We start from the raw sequence: 18,419 nt of genomic DNA on the forward strand, positions 1-18,419 counted from the left end.
GTGCTCGGGAGGCTACCGCGCACCGCGCCCGGACGCAGGTGACGTCCGCCACCACGGACGGTGCCGGCGCGGGCACCACCCGGCCTCGCGGGCCGCGGGCTCGACGTACCTGCTAGACCTTGGCCATGACCATGACCACCGCCCTGGGCGGCACCCCCTGCACGACCGTCGGCGACCTGCCCGCCGTCGGCGCCACCGCGCCCGAGGTCCGCCTCGTCGGCTCCGACATGTCGGAGGTGACCCGCACCCCGGGCCGCCGCACGGTGCTCAACATCTTCCCCAGCGTCGACACCAGCGTGTGCGCGGCCAGCGTCCGCGAGTTCAACGCCCGGGCCGCCGGGCTGGCCGACACCGAGGTCGTGTGCGTGTCGCAGGACCTCCCCTTCGCGCTCCGGCGCTTCTGCGGCGCCGAGGGCATCGAGGCCGTCACCGTGGCCTCGGGCTTCCGCTCCACCTTCGGCGACGACTACGGCGTGCGCCTGGCCGACGGCGGCTTCGCCGGCCTGCTGGCCCGCTCGGTGGTCGTGCTCGACGCCGACGGCACGGTGCTGCACTCCCAGCTGGTGCCCGAGATCGGCCAGGAGCCCGACTACGACGCCGCGGTCGCCGCGCTGGGCTGAGCGCTCCCGCGGCCACGCTCGGCCGCGACCATGGCCGCCGCCCCGACCGCGGGCCCCAGCGCCAGCACCACGAGCGCCAGGCGCCACGACACCGCGTCGACCAGCGCCGGCACCAGCCACAGGGTGAGCGTGGTGGTGGCGTAGCCCAGCGCGAGCTGCACCGAGAGCGCACCGCCCACGCTGCCGGGCGGGGCGCTCTCGGTGACCATGGCGGAGAACTGCGCGGAGTCGGCGATCACCCAGAAGCCCCAGAAGGCGCAGAGCCCCACGACCACCCCCAGCGGCGCGACCGGGTAGCTCGCGGCCAGCACCAGCGCGGCGCCGCCGGAGCAGACCAGGCTCAGCAGCGCCGCGCGCGGGCGGCCCCACCGGTCACCGAGCACGCCGCCGAGCAGGCAGCCCAGCGCGCCGACCCCGATGCAGGCGGAGGCCAGCACCCCGGCGTACGCCGCCGCGTCGGGGCGGGCGGCGACCTGCGGCAGCGCCAGCAGGAAGGCGCCGACGCCGGCCCACATGGCGTAGAGCTCCCACATGTGCCCGACGTAGCCGAGGTCGGCCAGCAGCACGTCGCGGCGCGCCAGCGCCCGGAAGCCGGCGCCGAGACTGACCGGGCCGCGGGCCACCGCGTGCGGTCCCTCCCCCCGCACCGCGGCGAGCAGCAGGCCGCCCGCCACCGCCAGCGCGCTGGTGACGCCCACGACGACCCGCCAGTCCGGGCCCGCGGCCCCGGTCCCGCCACCGGCGAGGCCGCCCACCAGGTGGGGCAGGGCCGAGCCGAGGGTGAGCGCGCCGATCATCAGCCCCAGCGCCACACCCCGCCCGCGCAGGAACCACGCCGAGACCTCCTTGAGCGCCACGGGGTAGAACAGCGCCAGGCAGACCCCGGTGAGCAGCCGCAGCGGCACGGCGAGCGCGAGGCCGTCGGCGAGGAGCAGCCCTGCGGTGCAGGCGGCCGCGCCGAGCGCCCCGGCGGCCATGAGGGCCCGGCCCGGCAGCGCGTCGGCCAGCCCCAGCACGGCCGAGCCGACCGCGCCGAGCACGAAGCCGACCTGCACCGCGATGGTCAGCGCCGCGGCGCCCCCGCTGCCCAGGCCCCAGGCGACCTCGAGGCGCGGCACGACGGCGGTGGCGGAGAACCACACGCCCATCGTCAGCAGCGTGCTCGCCGCCACCACCGTCAGCGCCCACGCCGGCGAGCTGCGCGGCCCGGCGTCCGTGGTCGTGGCGGGGGGCACGCGGGTCAGCGGCCGCGCAGCGGCCGGGTGTCGTCGCCGGTGTCGTCGCTCGTGTCGTCGCCGGTGTTGTCGGCAGGGCCCTGGCCGGGGCCGCGCTCGTGGGCTCGGGCGCGCAGCTCGTCGGGGTCGACGTCGCCGCGGCGCAGCGCGTCGTCGTGGCGGTCCATCTCGGCCCGCTCGGCGTCGCCCTGCTCGGCCAGCTCGGTGTCGGAGCCGCGGTGGGGCGCGGGGCCCTGGCCGGTGCGGGCCAGCAGCAGCTCGTCGAGGTAGCGCAGCACGACGGCCACCACGGCCACGACCGGCACGGAGAGGAAGGCGCCGGCGACGCCGAAGAGGGTCGAGCCGAGCACGATGGAGAGCAGCACGACGCCGGCGTGCAGGCGCAGGCTCTTGCCCTGCAGCCACGGCAGCAGCACGTTGCCCTCGAGCTGCTGCACGGCGAGCACGATGAGCAGCACGATCACGGCGGCGACCCAGCCGTTGGCCACCAGCGCGACCAGCACCGCGACGGCGCCGATGGTGATGGCGCCGACGATGGGGGCGAAGGCGGCCACGAAGGTGAGCACGGCCAGCGGCCCGGCCAGCGGCACGCCCACGATCACCAGGCCGAGGCCGATGAGCACGGCGTCGATGAGGCCGACCAGCGCCTGGGTGCGGATGAAGCTGCCCAGGGTCGACCAGGCGCGGCGCAGCACCTCGGAGAGGTGGGAGCCGACGCCGCCACCGGAGACGTGGGTCAGCCACGGCAGGAAGCGGTGGCCGTCCTTGATGAAGAAGAAGGTGAGCACGAGGGTCAGCACGAGGTTGACCAGCGCGTTGGTGACCGCGCTGACCCCGACCAGCAGGCCCGAGGCGATCGAGCTGGCGCTCGACTGCAGCTGCGACTGGGCGGCGGCCACGGCGTCGTCGAGCTGGCCCTCGGTCACCGGCAGGCTGCTGCTCAGCAGCTGGTCGCGCAGCTTGAGCAGGCCCTTCGAGGCGCTGTCGGCGATGTCGGCGACCTGCGAGCCCACGGAGGGGGCGATGAAGGTGACCACGCCGGCCACCACCGCGAGGGCCCCGATGATGACCAGGCCCGCGGCCAGGCCCCCCGGCACCGGCGTGCGGCGCTGCAGCCAGTGCGCCGCGGGCGCGAGCACGGTGGTGACGATCAGCGCGAGGACGATCGGCAGCAGGATGCTCCACAGGTACTGCACGGCCTCGCCCAGCACGTAGGCGCCGACCACGATCACCAGCCAGCGCAGCGTCCAGCGCGAGAGCCAGTGGACGCCGCGCCCGATCTCCTGCTCGCGGGTGGCCGCGCCCGGGTGGCGCGCGGCGGGGGTCTGCTCGGAGGAGGTCACGATCGGCCATCCTGTCAGCGCGCGGGTGCCCGGGCCTACACCGCGTGGGGGGAGCGCCTAGACCGTGCGGGCGGGGCGTGCCGCGTGCTGCGGCACCGCATCGGCGCCCACCCGGCGAGGCCACCAGAAGCGGTCTCCCAGCAGCACGGCCAGCGCCGGCACGAGCACGGTGCGCACCACGAGGGTGTCGAGCAGCACGCCGACGCAGATGATCGTGCCGACCTGCGCGAGCACCACCAGCGGCAGCACGCCGAGGACGGCGAAGACCGCGGCGAGCAGGATGCCCGCGCTGGTGATCACCCCGCCGGTGGCGGTCAGCGCGCGCAGCATGCCCTCGCGCGAGCCGTGGGCCGCGGCCTCCTCGCGGGCGCGGGTGACGAGGAAGATGTTGTAGTCCACGCCCAGCGCCACCAGGAAGAGGAAGGCCAGCAGCGGCACCCCGCTGTCGAGGGCGCTGAAGCCCAGCACCTGGGTGAAGAGCCACCACGAGGCGCCGAGGCTGGCGGCGTAGGTCGCGACCACGGTGGCCACCAGCAGCAGCGGCGCGACCACCGAGCGCAGCAGGAGCAGCAGCGCGCCGAGCACGAGCAGCAGGATGATCGGCAGGATCAGCAGCCGGTCGCGGGCGGCGCCCTCCCCGGCGTCGAGGGCCTGGGCCTCGCTGCCGGTCACGTGGGTGTCGTCGAAGCCCTCGAGGTCCTCGCGCAGGGTCTCGATCGCGTCGGCGGCCTGCGTGCTGCCGGGGGCGGCGTCGAGCACGGCGTCGACCTGGGTGATCCCGGCCCCGCTCGCGCTGATGCTCGCGCTGGCCACGCCCGCGCTGCCCTCGACGGCGGCCAGCACCTCCTCGCCGTCGGCGCGGGTCAGCACCTGGGTGGGGTCGGAGACCCCCGCGGGGAAGGACTCACCGAGCCGGGTCGAGGCCGCGATGGCCTCGGGCTCCTCCAGGAACTGCTCGGCCTGGTCGAGGCCGGTGTCGATGCGGAAGAGGCCGACGGCGAGCACCGCGAGGAGCACGAGGGTCCCGGCCACGAAGGCGGCGGGGCGTCGGGCCACCTGCACGCCGACCTTGTGCCACAGCGAGTCGCTCTCGGCCAGCGGGGCCTCGCCGACGCGGGGCACCCGGGGCCAGAAGACCCAGCGCCCGAAGCACACCAGCGCGGCCGGCAGCACGACGAGCGCGAAGGTCGCGGCGATCACCACGCCGATGGCGCAGGCCAGCCCGAGGCCGCGGGTGGTCGGCACGAGGGAGAGCAGCAGGGTCAGCAGGCCGAGCACCACCGTCACCGAGCTCGACAGCACCGCCTCCGCCGTACGCCGCAGCGCCGTGGCCATCGCCCGGTGCCGCGACTCCTCGTGGCGCAGCTCGTCGCGGTAGCGCGAGATCAGCAGCAGTGCGTAGTCGGTGCCGGCGCCGAAGACCAGCACCGAGAGGATGCCGACGGTCGACTCGTCCCAGGCCACGCCCAGCCCGGCCATCGCCTGCGTCGAGGCCACCGCGGCCAGGCGGTCGGCGACGCCGACGACGGTCAGCGGCACCAGCCACAGCACGGGGCTGCGGTAGGTGAGGATCAGCAGGATCGCCACGACCGCGGCGGTGGCGCCGAGCAGGCGGAAGTCGGCGCCGTCGAAGACCGCGGCCAGGTCGGCCTGGATCGCGGCGGGCCCGGTGACCTGGGCCGTCACCCCGGCGGGCACGCCCTCGTCGAGCCGCTCGCGCAGCTCGGTCACCGCGTCGGCGGTGTCGGTGGCCGAGCCCGCCGCCACCGGCACCACCACGATCGCCGCGGTGCCGTCCTCGGCCACGGTGACCGGGCCGTCGGGGCCGGTGGCCACGCCGCCGACCTCCTCGCCCAACCGGCCGAGCTCGCGCACGGTCGCGTCGTCGAAGGTGCCCTCGTCGGCGGTCAGCACCACCACGGCCGCGCTGGAGTCGTCCTCGGGCAGGGCGTCGCGCAGCTCGGTGCCCTGGGTGCTGTCGAGACCGGCCGGCACGCTGTCGGTGCTGCGGGCCTCGCGCTCCCCCTCGCCCACGAAGAGGATCGCGAGCACGGCGAGCAGGAGGGGCACGAGGGCGACCAGGGCGGCGGTGCGGCGGCCCGTGACCACCCCGGTCACGCGGTCGCTCAACGAGGACGACATGGCAGGCTCCTGGGGCTCGACGTAGGCTTGGGGCGTTGGTTCGGAACCTTAGTCACTAAGTTGGTGAAACAAAATCTCCGAGGCCCCCACCCCGCCCGAGGGTCCCCTCTCGGCCCAGCTGCTGCGCGACGTCGTCGACCGCGCCGTGCGGGTGCGCCACGAGCTGGCCCGCCGCTCGCGGGTCAGCGACTCCGAGCTGTCGGCCCTCGAGCACCTCGTGCGCGAGCCGATGGGACCGGCCGAGCTGGCCCGGCTCCTCGAGGTCAGCACCGCGGCGTCCACCGGCGTCGTCGACCGGCTCCAGACCAAGGGACACGTGCAGCGCGAGCCCCACGCCGAGGACCGCCGGCGCACGGTCGTCACCCTCACCGACTCCGGGCGCGCCGAGATCCTGGGCCACCTGATGCCGATGTTCGAAGCGCTGCGGGCCCTCGACGCCGACCTCGACGACACCGAGCGCGCCGTCGTCGCCCGCTACCTGCGCGGCGCCGCCGCGGCCTTCGAGACCGTCACCGGCCCTCCTCCCGCGCCGCGATCCACCACCTGACCGCCACCTGGCCACCGCCTGACCCGCGGCCGAGCGTCCCCCGGCCCCACCCGCGACCCGGGCGGCTGTTGCCAGGCCGGTCGCCGGGCAGCAGGATGGCGGAGGTGCGCAGGACAAGACACCTCTCAGGCCCCCGACCCCTCCCCGCGGTGCTCGCCGCCGGCCTCGCCGCCGTGCTGGCCCTCGGTCTCGCCTCGGCCCCCGGCGGCGCAGCCGCCGCCCCGAGCGCGGACCCCGCGACCACGACCCCGGCCGCCACCGTGCGCGTCGCCGACACCCCCACCACCGACCGCGCCGTGCCGCGCGTGCGCTTCCGCGACTGCGGCCGCTTCCGCTGCGCCCGCGTGCCCGCCCCGCTCGACTACGACGCCCCCGACGGCGCCACGGTCAGCCTCGCCGTGCTCAAGGTGCCCGCCCGCAAGCCCTCGCGCCGCCTCGGCACCCTCTTCGTCAACCCCGGCGGCCCCGGCGGCTCGGCCACCGAGTTCGCCACCTACGCCGGGCAGTTCCTCGGCGCGACGGTGCGCAACCGCTTCGACATCGTCGGCATCGACCCGCGCGGCGTGGGCGGCACGGCCGACCTGCTCTGCGAGGGACGGGGCCAGGTCGGGTACCCCCGCCAGGCCTACCCCCGCACGTCGACGCAGATCGACCGCTGGCTGGCCTTCGACGCCCAGGAGCGGCGGCTGTGCGAGGGCCGCCGGATCCTCGACCACATGAGCACCGCCGACGTCGCCCGCGACATGGACCACGTGCGCCGGGCCCTGCGCGAGGACACCGTCAGCTACTTCGGCGCCTCCTACGGCAGCATGCTCGGCTCCACCTACGCCGCACTCTTCCCCTCCTCGGTGCGCGCGCTCGTCGTCGACGGCGTGCTCGACCCCGTGGAGTGGACCAGCGGGCGCGACGGCACCGGCACCACGGTGCCCGTCACCACCCGCCTCGGCAGCGGCGAGGGCTCCCGCGAGGCCCTCGTCGCGGGCCTCGCCGCGTGCGACGCGGCCGGGCGCCCCGCCTGCCCCGTGGCCGGCGACGCCCTCGGCGCCTGGGACACCGTGGCCGACCGGCTCCAGGACGACCGCGCCCTCGGCCGCGCGATCCGGCTGAGCTACGACGACTTCGTCGGCACCACCCTCGGCCTGCTCTACGCCGGCGACCTGTCCACCGTCGCGCAGATGACCGCCCGGGCCCGCCGCGCGATCCGCGCCCAGGACGCCCGCGGTCGCGGCGCCGGGACCGGCGCGGCCGTGGCCGACCTCGCCGCCGTACGCCGCGCCGCCGCGCGCACCGTCGACGCCCTGCCCTTCCCCGGCCCCGACGAGACCGTGCTGGCCCGCACCGGCTCGACGCCCTCCGCCTCCGGCACGTCGGCGCGGGCGCGGATCGCGATCAGCGGCGCCTTCCACGGCGTGCTCTGCTCCGACAGCGTCAACCCGTCCTCCACCGACGTCTGGCCCACCGCCGCCGACACCGCCGACGCCGCCGCGCCCGACTTCGGCCCGCTGTGGACCTGGTCCTCCTCGGCGTGCGTGGGCTGGCCCGGCTCGGGCGACGACGCCTACCGCGGTCCCTTCGCCACCGACGCCGCCGACCGGATGCTCATCGTCAACAACCGCTACGACCCCGCCACCCCGCTCACCGGCGCCCTGGCGCTGCAGGGCGAGACGGGCGCCCGCCTGGTCACCGCCCAGGCCTACGGCCACGTCGCCACGGGCACCAACCGGTGCGCCACCCGCGCGGTGTCGGACTTCCTGGTCTCCGGCGTCGCCCCGGCGGCCGACCGGACCTGCTCGGGGGTCGGTCCCTTCGGGTGAGCCTCCCGGCGAGGGGCACCCCCGGACGGCTGCACTTCCCCGCGTGAGAGGTCGCGGACGGGCCCGATCCGGCCCGTCCGCGACCGGCGCACACGGGACCTCAACAGAACCTCGAAAAAAATCTGCATCTTTTGAGTTTCAACGAGTGCGGGCCCGGGCATGAAGGTGTCAGGCACCCAGAACAAGCGCTCCCCGCCCCCGACCCGGTCACGCACCGGCCCTCGGGGGCGGGTCGCATTTACCGGCGGCTGCACGTCGCGCCGCCCGCTGCCCCCCGCGTCGGCGAGGGGCCGGGAACAGCAGAAGGCCGGACCACCCTGGGGTGATCCGGCCTTCCGTCGTCGTGCTGTCCCGAGGAGCTGTCCTCGGGTCCACGTGCGCGAGGGGGGAGTTGAACCCCCACGTCCTTTCGGACACACGGACCTGAACCGTGCGCGTCTGCCTATTCCGCCACTCGCGCGTGAAGCGACTGCACGGTATCCCAGACGCGAGGCCATCCCCAAACCCGGGCCGACCCCCCGCTCGGGGTGACCAGCCGCACGGCCCCGTCCCGTTACGATCGTCGGCAACCCGGGCACACACCGGGTCGCTAGGCCTGCCATGCGCGGGCCGCGCACCGACCAGTGCCGACACGATGGCCAGCACCAGGGCCGACACCAGGGAAGGAGGCGACACGGTGGGTGGGATCCAGAAGTTCGAGCAGCGCCTCGAGAGCATGATCTCCGGCGCGTTCGCCCGCGCCTTCCGCTCCGCGGTGCAGCCGGTGGAGATCGCGGCCGCCCTGCAGCGCGAGTGCGACAACAACGCGCAGATCCTCTCTCGCGAGCGCCGCCTGGTGCCCAACGCCTTCCACGTCGAGCTGTCGATCACCGACCTCGACCGCCTCGCGCCCTACGACACCGCGCTGGCCGACGACCTCACCGGCCAGCTCCAGGAGCACGCCGACGCGCAGGGCTACTCCTTCCCCGGCCCGATCAGCATCGAGTTCGAGGAGTCCGGCGACCTCACCACCGGTCGCTTCCGCATCCGCAGCCGCGCGCAGGCGCGCGTGACGGGCAACGCCACCCACACCCAGGTCAGCCGGGCCCGCGCGATCCTCGAGGTCAACGGCACCCGCCAGCCGCTGCACCCGCCCGGCGTGGTCGTGGGTCGCGGCAACGACGCCGACCTGCGCATCAACGACCCCGGCGTGAGCCGCCGCCACATCGAGTTCCGCGTCGCGGCCCGCACGATCGGCACCCGCGAGGGCGTCCACATCGAGGTCCACGACCTGGGCTCGACCAACGGCATGCTCGTCAACGGCCAGAAGATGAGCCGCTCGATCGCCGACGACGGCACCGAGGTGCGCATCGGCAACACCACGCTGACGGTCCGCATCGTCGAGGAGCGCATCGATGTCTGAGCTCACCCTGCTGCTGGTCCGCATCGCCTACCTGGCGATCCTGTGGATCTTCGTGCTCTCGGCCATCTCGGTCATCCGCTCCGACATGTTCGGCGCGCGCGTGCCCGAGGCCGCCCGCGGCCGGGGGCAGAAGGCGCCGAAGGAGAAGAAGGCCAAGGCGGCCAAGCCCCGGCGCGGCTCCCCCACCCACGTGCTGGTCGTGGAGGGCTCCAGCGCCGGCGAGCGCGCCGAGCTCGACCAGGCCCCCATCCTCATCGGCCGCGGCAACGACGCGGCGATCCGCCTCGAGGACGACTACGTCTCCACCCGCCACGCCCGGATCGCCGCCGCCGGCGACCAGTGGTTCGTGGAGGACCTCGGCTCCACCAACGGCACCTACATCGGCACGGTCCGCATCACGCAGCCGACCACGATCACCCTCGGCACCCAGGTGAGGATCGGCAAGACCATCCTGGAGCTGCGCAAGTGAGCTCCCCGACGCTGGTCCTCGACTACTCCGCCATCTCCGACGTCGGGCGGGTGCGCAAGGACAACCAGGACTCCGGGTACGCCGGCCCCTGGCTGCTCAGCGTCTGCGACGGCGTCGGCGGCGCGGCGCGCGGCGACATCGCCAGCGGCACCGCCGTGCAGCAGCTGCGCCGCCTCGACGAGCAGCCCCCCGGCGAGCTGGCCCCCGACGACCTGGTCGGCCAGGTCGCGGGCGCCCTGCACCGCGCGCACGACCGCATCGGTGAGCTGGTCGACGAGGACCCCGCCCTCAACGGCACCAGCACCACCGCCACCGTGCTGCTCTTCGACGGCCACCGCGTCGCCGTCGGCCACGTCGGCGACAGCCGGGCCTACCTCTACCGCGACGGCCGCATCAGCCAGCTCACCAGCGACCACACCTTCGTGCAGAGCCTCATCGACGAGGGCCGCATCACCGAGGCGGAGGCGCGGGTCCACCCCCACCGCAACCTCATCCTCAAGGCCCTCGACGGCATCCACGAGGCCGAGCCCGACCTCTTCCTCGTCGAGCTCGAGGCCGGCGACCGGCTCTTCCTGTGCAGCGACGGCGCCTGCGGCGTGCTCGACGACGCCCGGCTGGCCGACATCCTCTCCTCCGGCACCCCCGACTACGCCGCCGTCGAGCTGGTGCGCGCCAGCCTCGAGGCGGGCAGCTCCGACAACGTCACCTGCATCGTCGCCGACGTGCTCGACGAGACCGGCGCGGCCCAGCGCGCCGACGAGCTCGCCGCCCTCGAGCCGCTGCTGGTCGGTGCGGCCGCCGAGCTGCGCCGCCGGGTGCCGCGCGGCACCCGCAGCCCCAGCCTCTTCCGCGGCCACCGCTCCGGCGACACCGGCGAGCTCGAGCCCGTGCTCGCCGAGATCCCCGAGGGTCTGCCGCCCGACGCCCACGCGATCCCGTCGGACCCCATCGACCCCGAGGCCGCCCGCTACGCCCTGCGCCCGCCGGCACGCTTCGGCTGGCTGCGCTGGGTGATGGTGGCCGCCGTGGTCGGCGGCCTGGTGTGGATCGCCGCGGCCGCGGCCTGGTCCTGGAGCCAGCAGCAGTACTTCGTCAGCGAGGAGGAGGGCGTCGTCTACATCTACCGCGGCGTCAACACCGAGCTGCCCGGTGCCTCGCTCTACGAGCCCTACGAGCGCACCAACGTCGACCTCGACCGGCTCACCGAGCTGCAGGCCGACAACGTCCGCCAGGGCATGAGCGCCGGCAGCCTCGACGGCGCCCGCCAGATCATCGAGAACCTCGTGGCCGCGATGGAGGACGAGACCGCCGACTCCGGCACCGACTCGGGCACCGACTCCGGCAGTGACGCGGGCACCGGTGACGCCGGCACCGAGCCGGGCGCCGACGCCTCGTCCAGCCCGGCCACCGCGGGAGCCCGCTGATGGCCGCCCGCACCGCGCTGCCCGCGCAGGGCGCCAACCCGATCATCGGCTTCGTCCACCGGCGCCGTCGCGGCGCCGAGCTCTTCCTGCTGGTGCTCGCCCTCGCGGTCGGCATCGGCGCCTACGCCGCGGTCGGCATCGGCGTGCAGGGGCGGGTGCCGGCCGACATCGTCGGCTACGGCGGCTGGCTGACCGCGCTGGTCGTGGCCGCCCACGTGGTCGTGCGCATCGTCGCGCCGTACGCCGACCCGGTGCTGCTGCCGGTCGTGGCCGCGCTCAACGGCCTCGGCCTGGCCTTCATCCACCGCGTCGACCTGGTCGACGGCACCGACCTGGCCCGCAACCAGCTGATCTGGATGACCCTCGGCGCGGTGCTCTTCATGGTCACCCTCGTCGTGCTGCGCGACCACCGGGTGCTGACCCGCTTCACCTACACCGCCGGGCTCAGCGCGATCGTGCTGCTCCTGCTGCCGATGATGCCGGTCCTCGGCACCGAGATCCGCGGCGCTCGGATCTGGATCTCGCTGGGCCCCTTCAGCTTCCAGCCCGGCGAGGTGGCCAAGGTCCTGCTGGTCATCGCCTTCGCGGGCTACCTCGTGCTCCACCGCGACGCGCTCGCGCTCGCGGGGCGCCGCGTGCTCTTCGTCGACCTGCCCCGCGGGCGCGACCTGGGCCCGATCCTCGGCATGTGGCTGGTCAGCCTGGGCATCCTCGTCTTCCAGAAGGACCTCGGCTCGAGCCTGCTCTTCTTCGGCCTCTTCCTGGTGATGCTCTACGTCTCCACCGAGCGGCCCGGGTGGCTCGTGGTCGGCGGCGCGCTCTTCCTCGGCGGCGCCCTCACCGCCTGGCGGCTCTTCGGCCACGTGCAGACCCGCGTGTCGGTGTGGCTGGACCCCTTCGCCTACTACGGCGAGGGCACCAACGACACCGGCTTCCAGAACGTCGAGGGCCTCTTCGGCATGGCCTGGGGCGGCCTGCTGGGCCGCGGCTTCGGCGGCGGCGACCCGACCCGCATCCCGATCGTGGAGTCCGACTTCATCATCGCCGGCCTCGGCGAGGAGCTCGGCCTGACCGGCGTCATCGCCATCCTGCTGCTCTACGGCCTCATCGTGGAGCGCGCGCTGCGCGCCGCGATCATCTCCCGCGACGGCTTCGGCAAGCTGCTGGCCACGGGCCTGGGCAGCGTCTTCGCGCTGCAGGTCTTCGTCGTCATCGGCGGCGTCACCGGCCTCATCCCGCTCACCGGGCTCACCACGCCCTTCCTGTCGCAGGGCGGGTCCTCGCTGGTCGCCAACTGGGTGGTCATCGCCCTGCTGCTGCGCATCTCCGACCTCGCCCGGAGCCCGGTGCCCGACCTCACCGCCGACGCCGAGGACGACGCCGACGAGTCGACCCAGGTGATCAAGCTCTGACCACCCCGACCCGCCGACCGAGCGCCACCCCCGTCAGCGCCCCCGCCAGCACCCGCCCAGGAGAGGAGCACCACCGGTGAACAAGCCCATCCGCACGGTCTCGGTCGGCATCATGCTGCTGTTCCTCGCCCTGATGCTCAACGTGACCTACCTGCAGTACTGGCGCGCCGACAGCCTCGACAGCGACCCCGAGAACCGCCGCGCGGTCGACGCGACCTTCTCCCAGGAGCGGGGCGCGGTGCTCGTGGGTCGGCAGGCCGTCGCCGAGAGCGTGCCCTCCGACGACCGCTACGAGTTCCAGCGCACCTACGCCAAGCCGCTGCTCTACGCCCACGCCACGGGCTGGTTCAACTACTACAACGCCCAGTCCAGCGACTGCACGACCTGCCAGCAGTGGATCGAGCAGACCCAGAACGACATCCTCTCCGGCGACGACGACCGGCTCTTCGTGACCCGGCTGGTCGACCTGCTCAGCAACCAGGGCCAGAAGGGCGGCAACGTCCAGCTCACCCTCGACCCCGAGGCGCAGCAGGCCGCCTTCGACGGCCTGCGCCAGACCATCGGGCCCGACGGCCAGGGCTCGGTCGTCGCGCTCGACCCGCGCACCGGCAAGGTCCTCGCGATGGTCTCGCTGCCGTCCTTCGACCCCAACCGGCTGGCCTCCCACGACCTCAGCGAGGTCAACGCCGCCTACGAGCAGCTCGACGCCGACGAGGACGACCCGCTCAACAACCGCGCCATCCAGACCACGCTCCCGCCGGGGTCGACCTTCAAGATCGTCACGGCCGCCGCGGCGATCGAGAGCGGCGAGTACACCGCCGCCGACCAGGTGCCCGGCGGTGCGACGTACCAGCTGCCGCTGACCTCGGGCGAGACCGGGCTGATCGACAACGAGGGCCGCTCCTGCGGCACGAGCCTCATCCCCTTCGCCCAGGCGATGGAGCAGTCGTGCAACACCACCTTCGCGCGCCTGGCCGTCGAGGTCGGCGCCGACGCGATGCGCGACCAGGCCGAGGCGTTCGGCTTCAACGAGGAGTACTTCGACGACCTGCAGCCGCAGGCCGAGTCGGTCTTCCCCACCGACATGAACGAGCCGGAGACCGGCCAGAGCGGCATCGGCCAGTTCGAGGTGCGGGCCACGCCGCTGCAGATGGCCATGGTCGCGGCCGGCATCGCCAACGACGGGAAGGTCATGCGGCCCTACCTCGTCGACGAGGTGCAGTCGCCGGAGTTCGAGCGGATCGAGGCCACCGAGCCCGAGCTGCTCTCCGAGGCGGTCAGCGAGTCGACGGCCAACCAGGTCACCGAGCTCATGGTCTCCACCGTCGACAACGGCACGGCCTCGCCGGCCGCGATCGACGGCATCAGCGTGGCCGGCAAGACCGGCACGGCCCAGAGCGGCATCGACGACGTGCCGCCCTACGCCTGGTTCACGTCCTTCGCCCCGGCCGACGACCCCCAGGTCGCCGTGGCCATCGTCATCCAGAAGGCCCCCGGCATCGACCGCGGCGAGATCGCCGGCGGCCTGCTCGGCGGGCCCATCGCCAAGGCCGTCATGGAGGCCGTGATCCGATGACCACCTCGATGCCCGAGATCGGCGGCTCCGCCGACGACGCTGGCCGCTACCGCCTCGACGCCCGCATCGCCACGGGCGGCATGGGCGCGGTCTGGCGGGCCACCGACACGACGCTGGGTCGCACGGTGGCGGTCAAGCTGCTCAAGAGCGAGTACGCCGACGACCCGTCGTTCCGGTCGCGCTTCGAGACCGAGGCCCGCCACGCGGCCTCGCTGCACCACCCCCACATCGCCGCGGTCTACGACTTCGGCGAGGCGCAGAGCGCCGACGGGTCCGGCGTGCCGCGGCCCTACCTCGTGATGGAGCTCGTGGAGGGCCAGCCGCTCTCGGCGCTGCTGCGCCCGGGCCAGCCGATGGACCCCGACGTCGCCCGCGACCTGGTGGCCCAGGCCGCCGACGGCCTGGCCGCGGCCCACGCCGCGGGCATCGTGCACCGCGACGTGAAGCCGGCGAACCTGCTGGTCACCGCCGACCGGCAGGTCAAGATCACCGACTTCGGCATCGCCCGCGCGGCCCAGTCGGTCGGGCTGACCCAGACCGGCCAGGTCATGGGCACGCCGCAGTACCTCTCCCCCGAGCAGGCCCGCGGCACCACCGCGACCGGCGTCTCCGACGTCTACAGCCTCGGCGTCGTGGCCTTCGAGTGCCTGGCCGGGCGTCGTCCCTTCCAGGGCGACACCCCGGTCACCACCGCCCTGGCCCACCTGAACCAGCCCGTGCCCGACCTGCCGGCCGCGGTGCCCGCAGACCTCGCCCGCGTCGTGCGCCGGGCCCTGGCCAAGGAGCCCGCCGAGCGGTACGCCGACGCCGCGGCCTTCGCCGCCGCGCTGCGCGACCCCTCCTCGCTGGGCCCCGACGCGCCCTCGGCCGCCTCGACCCAGGTGCTCGCCCCCGGGGCGGTGCCCGCCGACCGCACCCAGGTGATGACCGGCGTCGGCGCCCCCGTGGCGCCCGACCCCACCCCGACGCCCGCATCCACCCCGCCGCCGGCCGACGACGAGCGCCGCAGGGGCACCGCCGGCTGGGTGTGGGCCCTGGTGCTGCTCGCGCTGCTAGCCGTCGGCGCGCTGGTGCTGTGGCTGGCCCTCTCCGGCGGCGGTGACGACACCGAGGAGACCCCGGAGCAGCGGCCGAGCCCGACGCGCACGCAGCAGAGCCCCAGCGAGTCGCCGAGCTCCAGCCCGACCGAGGAGGCCCCGGCCACCGTCGAGGTCGACCCCGACCAGTACGTCGGGCGGGACTACCGCGACGTCCAGGAGGCGCTGGAGGCCCTCGGCCTCAACGTCACCCTCAACGAGGTCGACAACCCGGGCGAGGAGGAGCAGGGCATCGTCGACTCGGTCAACCCCACCGGCGCCCTCACCGAGGGCGACACCGTCACGGTGAGCTTCTGGGGCGCCGCCCCCGAGCCCGAGCCCACCCCGACCCCGACGCCCACCCCGACGCCCACTCCCACACCGACCCCGACGCCGACCCCGACCCCGACCCCGACCGCCGCGTCGCCGGCCGACGGACGGGCCCCGGCCGACCCCGCCGCACCTCCCGCCCCCGACACCGCCCCCGGGGCCACCGACCCGGCCGCCACGACGACCAGCCCCTCGACCGCCACCGGGACCGCCGGGACCACCACCTCCGGTCGCTCCGCCGACACAGCCGACACCGCCGACACCGCCCGCACCGAAGGGACCACGCCATGACGGGCTCGCAGCCGATCCTCATCGGCGGGCGCTACCAGATCGGTGAGCTGCTCGGTCGCGGCGGCATGGCCGAGGTCCGCAAGGGCACCGACACCCGGCTGGGCCGGGTGGTGGCCGTCAAGCGCCTGCGCACCGACCTGGCCAGCGACGCCACCTTCCAGGCCCGCTTCCGCCGCGAGGCGCAGTCGTCGGCCTCGCTCAACCACCCCTCGATCGTGGCCGTCTACGACACCGGCGAGGAGCCGGCCGCCGACGGCTCGGGGGTGCAGCAGCCCTACATCGTCATGGAGTTCGTCGCCGGCCGGACGCTGCGCGACATCCTGCGCGAGGGCCGCAAGATCCTGCCCGAGCGGGCCCTGGAGATCACCAGCGGCGTGCTCTCGGCCCTCGACTACAGCCACCGCGCGGGCATCATCCACCGCGACATCAAGCCCGGCAACGTCATGCTGACCCCGTCGGGCGACGTCAAGGTCATGGACTTCGGCATCGCCCGCGCCATCAGCGACGCCTCCTCCACGATGACCCAGACCGCCGCCGTCGTGGGCACCGCGCAGTACCTCTCCCCCGAGCAGGCCCGCGGTGAGACCGTCGACTCCCGCTCCGACGTCTACTCCGCCGGCTGCCTGCTCTACGAGCTCCTCGCCGGCCGCCCGCCCTTCGTCGGCGACAGCCCGGTCGCCGTGGCCTACCAGCACGTGCGCGAGCAGGCCCAGCCGCCCTCGGACCACGACACCTCGCTGCCGCCGGAGATCGACGCCATCGTGATGAAGGCGCTGGCCAAGCGGGTCGAGGACCGCTACCAGTCCGCGGCCGCGATGCGCAGCGACATCGAGCGCTACCTCGCCGGCCGCCCGGTGCAGGCCACGCCCCCGCCGCCGATCGTGCCCGTCTCGCAGACCCCTCCGCCGCGGCCGATGCCGGTCGCCGCCCCGGCGCCGACGCCCGACGCCACCGGCGAGGAGGAGTCCTCCTCCTCGCGCGGCGGTCTGGTCGTGGCCCTCGTGCTGCTGCTGATCGGGCTGATCGTGGCCGGCGTGCTGCTGTGGCCGCGACTCTTCCCCACCGCGCCCGAGCAGACCCAGGTGCCCGACGTCGTGCGCACCAACATCGACCGCGCCCGCGCCGCCATCGGCGAGGCCGGGCTGACCCTCGGCGACATCAACTACGTCGCCAACGAGAATGTCGCCGCCGACCGCGTCATCTCCCAGGACCCCTCCGGCGACAGCTTCGTCGACCCCGGGAGCACCATCGACCTCACCGTCTCCACCGGCACCCCCGAGGTGCCGGTGCCGAGCGTGGTCGGCCTCCAGCAGCGCGCCGCCGTCGCGGCGCTGGAGGACGTCGACCTCGTGGCGCGGGTCGCCGAGACCCAGTCCGACCTGCCCGCGGGCCAGGTCGTCTCCACCGCTCCCGAGGCCGGCCAGCAGGTCGAGTCGGGCTCCACGGTGACCCTCACCGTCTCCGACGGCCCCGAGACCGTGCCCTCGGTCGAGGGTCTCACCGAGGCCGAGGCCCGGCGCCAGATCATCGCGGCCGGCTTCAACCCCGTGGTGCGCGAGGAGGACGGCGAGACCGACGCCGAGACCGGCACCGTGGTCGACCAGGTGCCCGAGGCCGGCGAGGAGCTGGCCCAGGGCAACGACGTCTACATCTTCGTCACCACCTTCGAGGAGCCCACCGAGGAGCCCTCGGAGTCGCCGTCGGAGTCGCCCAGCGACGACCCGTCGGGCTCGCCGTCGCCGAGCCCCGGCGACACGACCTCGCCCGGGCGCGGCGGTGGCCGCGCCCTGCTCCCGGCCACGCCCTCCCGGCGTACGGCGGGGCGGCGCGCGCGTCGCGGGCCGGCTCAGCCCTCGAGCGGCTCGGCGTAGCTGAGGTCGAGCAGGCCGTCGAAGGCGGGCGCGACGACGTCGGACTCGGCGGCGAAGTCCCAGCCGATCTGCACGTCGGGCAGCTCGCTCTGGGCGCGGTAGCGCGCGAGGTAGTCGTCGCCCTCGATGGAGGCGGCCAGCGCGGAGGGGTCGCCGACGGCCTCGATGACGTAGGGCTGGGGGTAGGGCACGTTCTGCAGCAGCACGGAGTTGCCCTCGCACTTGATGCCGGTGGTCGACACGACCCGCTGGCCCGCGACGGTCACCGCCGTCGCCCCGCCGCGCCACATGGCGTTGACGACGGCCTGGATGTCCTGCTGGTGCACCACGAGCAGCTCGAGCGGCTGCTCGGTGACCTGGGCGACCTCGAGGGGGGCGTCGGCCAGCGTGACCGAGACACCGGCGCCCTCGCGCGGCTCGAGACCCGCGGGGTCGCGCAGCGTCTCGATGCGCTCCTGCACCCGCCGGGTGTCGGCGTCGCCGACCTGGGCGCCGAGGGTGGCGACCTCGCCGGTGAGGTCCTGCACCCGCTGGCGCAGCTCGTCGTACCGGTCGGCCTCCGCGCCCACGAGCGACGACAGGTCGGTGTAGCGGCCCGGTCGCAGGTCGGTGCCCTCGCTGGACTGGGCGCTGATGACGAAGAGCGACCCGCTGAGCAGCACCACCAGGGGGGTGCCGACCCGCCACGCCAGCGGACGTCCGCCGCCCGGCCGGCGGCGCGCACGCAGCGACGCCGCGACGCGGTGCCACCCGGCCACGGCCCCCGAGCCGTCCTGCGGCTCCCGCTGCCCCGACTGCCCCGACGGGTCCGGCGGCTGCGGCGGCGCGGCGTGGGAAGTCGGGGTCATGCCGACTAAGGTAACCCGC

At 74.7% G+C, this 18,419-nt stretch carries 14 protein-coding genes and 1 tRNA gene; 10 read left to right on the top strand and 5 right to left on the bottom strand.

The genetic code is table 11. From position 1 onward, the window contains the following. The first annotated feature begins 125 nt into the window (after window positions 1-125). Window positions 126-620 carry a thiol peroxidase gene (gene tpx, locus IR170_RS06260; protein WP_193661694.1) on the top strand — a complete coding sequence of 165 codons (495 nt, stop codon included), beginning with the start codon at window positions 126-128 and terminating at the stop codon, window positions 618-620. On the opposite strand, the gene IR170_RS06265 is transcribed toward tpx, so the two are convergent. Genes IR170_RS06265 through IR170_RS06275 form a run of 3 tightly spaced genes read right to left on the bottom strand, consistent with a single transcriptional unit; the run spans window position 590 to window position 5,340 of the window. Continuing rightward, window positions 590-1,855 (bottom strand): MFS transporter, encoded by a 1,266-nt coding sequence (locus tag IR170_RS06265; protein ID WP_319804928.1) that lies wholly within the window; start codon window positions 1,853-1,855, stop codon window positions 590-592. The genes tpx and IR170_RS06265 overlap by 31 nt on opposite strands. Window positions 1,856-1,860: 5 nt before the next feature. After that, the gene (locus IR170_RS06270; RefSeq protein WP_319804929.1) at window positions 1,861-3,198 is read right to left on the bottom strand and encodes an AI-2E family transporter; all 1,338 of its coding nucleotides are present in this window, start codon (window positions 3,196-3,198) and stop codon (window positions 1,861-1,863) included. Window positions 3,199-3,255: 57 nt separating this feature from the next. Beyond that, window positions 3,256-5,340: an MMPL family transporter gene (locus tag IR170_RS06275; RefSeq protein WP_193661695.1), complete on the bottom strand. Its 2,085-nt coding sequence runs from the start codon at window positions 5,338-5,340 to the stop codon at window positions 3,256-3,258. Between the two features lie 145 nt (window positions 5,341-5,485). On the opposite strand from IR170_RS06275, the gene IR170_RS06280 reads away from it, so the two are divergent. Beyond that, on the top strand, window positions 5,486-5,887 hold the full coding sequence (locus IR170_RS06280) for a MarR family winged helix-turn-helix transcriptional regulator (RefSeq protein ID WP_251534493.1): 402 nt from the start codon (window positions 5,486-5,488) through the stop codon (window positions 5,885-5,887). 104 nt (window positions 5,888-5,991) lie between these two features. Then, entirely contained in the window at window positions 5,992-7,701 is a 1,710-nt protein-coding gene (locus IR170_RS06285) for an alpha/beta hydrolase (protein ID WP_193661696.1), read from the top strand. Window positions 7,702-8,077: 376 nt separating this feature from the next. Here the strand turns inward: IR170_RS06285 and IR170_RS06290 are convergent. Then, window positions 8,078-8,161, bottom strand: a tRNA-Leu gene (locus IR170_RS06290). Between the two features lie 174 nt (window positions 8,162-8,335). On the opposite strand from IR170_RS06290, the gene IR170_RS06295 reads away from it, so the two are divergent. The 7 genes from IR170_RS06295 to pknB all read left to right on the top strand — a co-directional run bounded on the left by IR170_RS06295 (window position 8,336) and on the right by pknB (window position 17,552). Then, window positions 8,336-9,103, top strand: coding sequence for an FhaA domain-containing protein (locus IR170_RS06295; protein ID WP_227488770.1), 768 nt, complete (start codon window positions 8,336-8,338; stop codon window positions 9,101-9,103). Continuing rightward, entirely contained in the window at window positions 9,096-9,572 is a 477-nt protein-coding gene (locus IR170_RS06300; protein ID WP_056865128.1) for an FHA domain-containing protein FhaB/FipA, read from the top strand. The genes IR170_RS06295 and IR170_RS06300 overlap by 8 nt, the downstream gene beginning before the upstream one ends. Next, window positions 9,569-10,996 carry a PP2C family protein-serine/threonine phosphatase gene (locus IR170_RS06305; protein WP_193661697.1) on the top strand — a complete coding sequence of 476 codons (1,428 nt, stop codon included), beginning with the start codon at window positions 9,569-9,571 and terminating at the stop codon, window positions 10,994-10,996. Before IR170_RS06300 ends, IR170_RS06305 begins: the two co-directional genes overlap by 4 nt. Continuing rightward, the gene (locus IR170_RS06310) at window positions 10,996-12,408 is read left to right on the top strand and encodes an FtsW/RodA/SpoVE family cell cycle protein (protein ID WP_193661698.1); all 1,413 of its coding nucleotides are present in this window, start codon (window positions 10,996-10,998) and stop codon (window positions 12,406-12,408) included. The genes IR170_RS06305 and IR170_RS06310 overlap by 1 nt, the downstream gene beginning before the upstream one ends. 76 nt (window positions 12,409-12,484) lie before the next feature. Further along, window positions 12,485-13,984 (top strand): peptidoglycan D,D-transpeptidase FtsI family protein, encoded by a 1,500-nt coding sequence (locus IR170_RS06315; protein ID WP_056865126.1) that lies wholly within the window; start codon window positions 12,485-12,487, stop codon window positions 13,982-13,984. Next, window positions 13,981-15,681: a serine/threonine protein kinase gene (locus IR170_RS06320; protein WP_193661699.1), complete on the top strand. Its 1,701-nt coding sequence runs from the start codon at window positions 13,981-13,983 to the stop codon at window positions 15,679-15,681. Before IR170_RS06315 ends, IR170_RS06320 begins: the two co-directional genes overlap by 4 nt. Further along, on the top strand, window positions 15,678-17,552 hold the full coding sequence (gene pknB, locus IR170_RS06325) for a Stk1 family PASTA domain-containing Ser/Thr kinase (RefSeq protein ID WP_193661700.1): 1,875 nt from the start codon (window positions 15,678-15,680) through the stop codon (window positions 17,550-17,552). The genes IR170_RS06320 and pknB overlap by 4 nt, the downstream gene beginning before the upstream one ends. On the opposite strand, the gene IR170_RS06330 is transcribed toward pknB, so the two are convergent. Further along, window positions 17,528-18,400, bottom strand: a complete 873-nt coding sequence (locus tag IR170_RS06330) for a DUF881 domain-containing protein (RefSeq protein WP_227488771.1) — start codon at window positions 18,398-18,400, stop codon at window positions 17,528-17,530. The genes pknB and IR170_RS06330 overlap by 25 nt on opposite strands. Window positions 18,401-18,419: the final 19 nt, after the last annotated feature.

The organism is Nocardioides kribbensis (assembly GCF_015070375.1).
Taxonomy (GTDB): Bacteria; Actinomycetota; Actinomycetes; order Propionibacteriales; family Nocardioidaceae; genus Nocardioides; species Nocardioides kribbensis.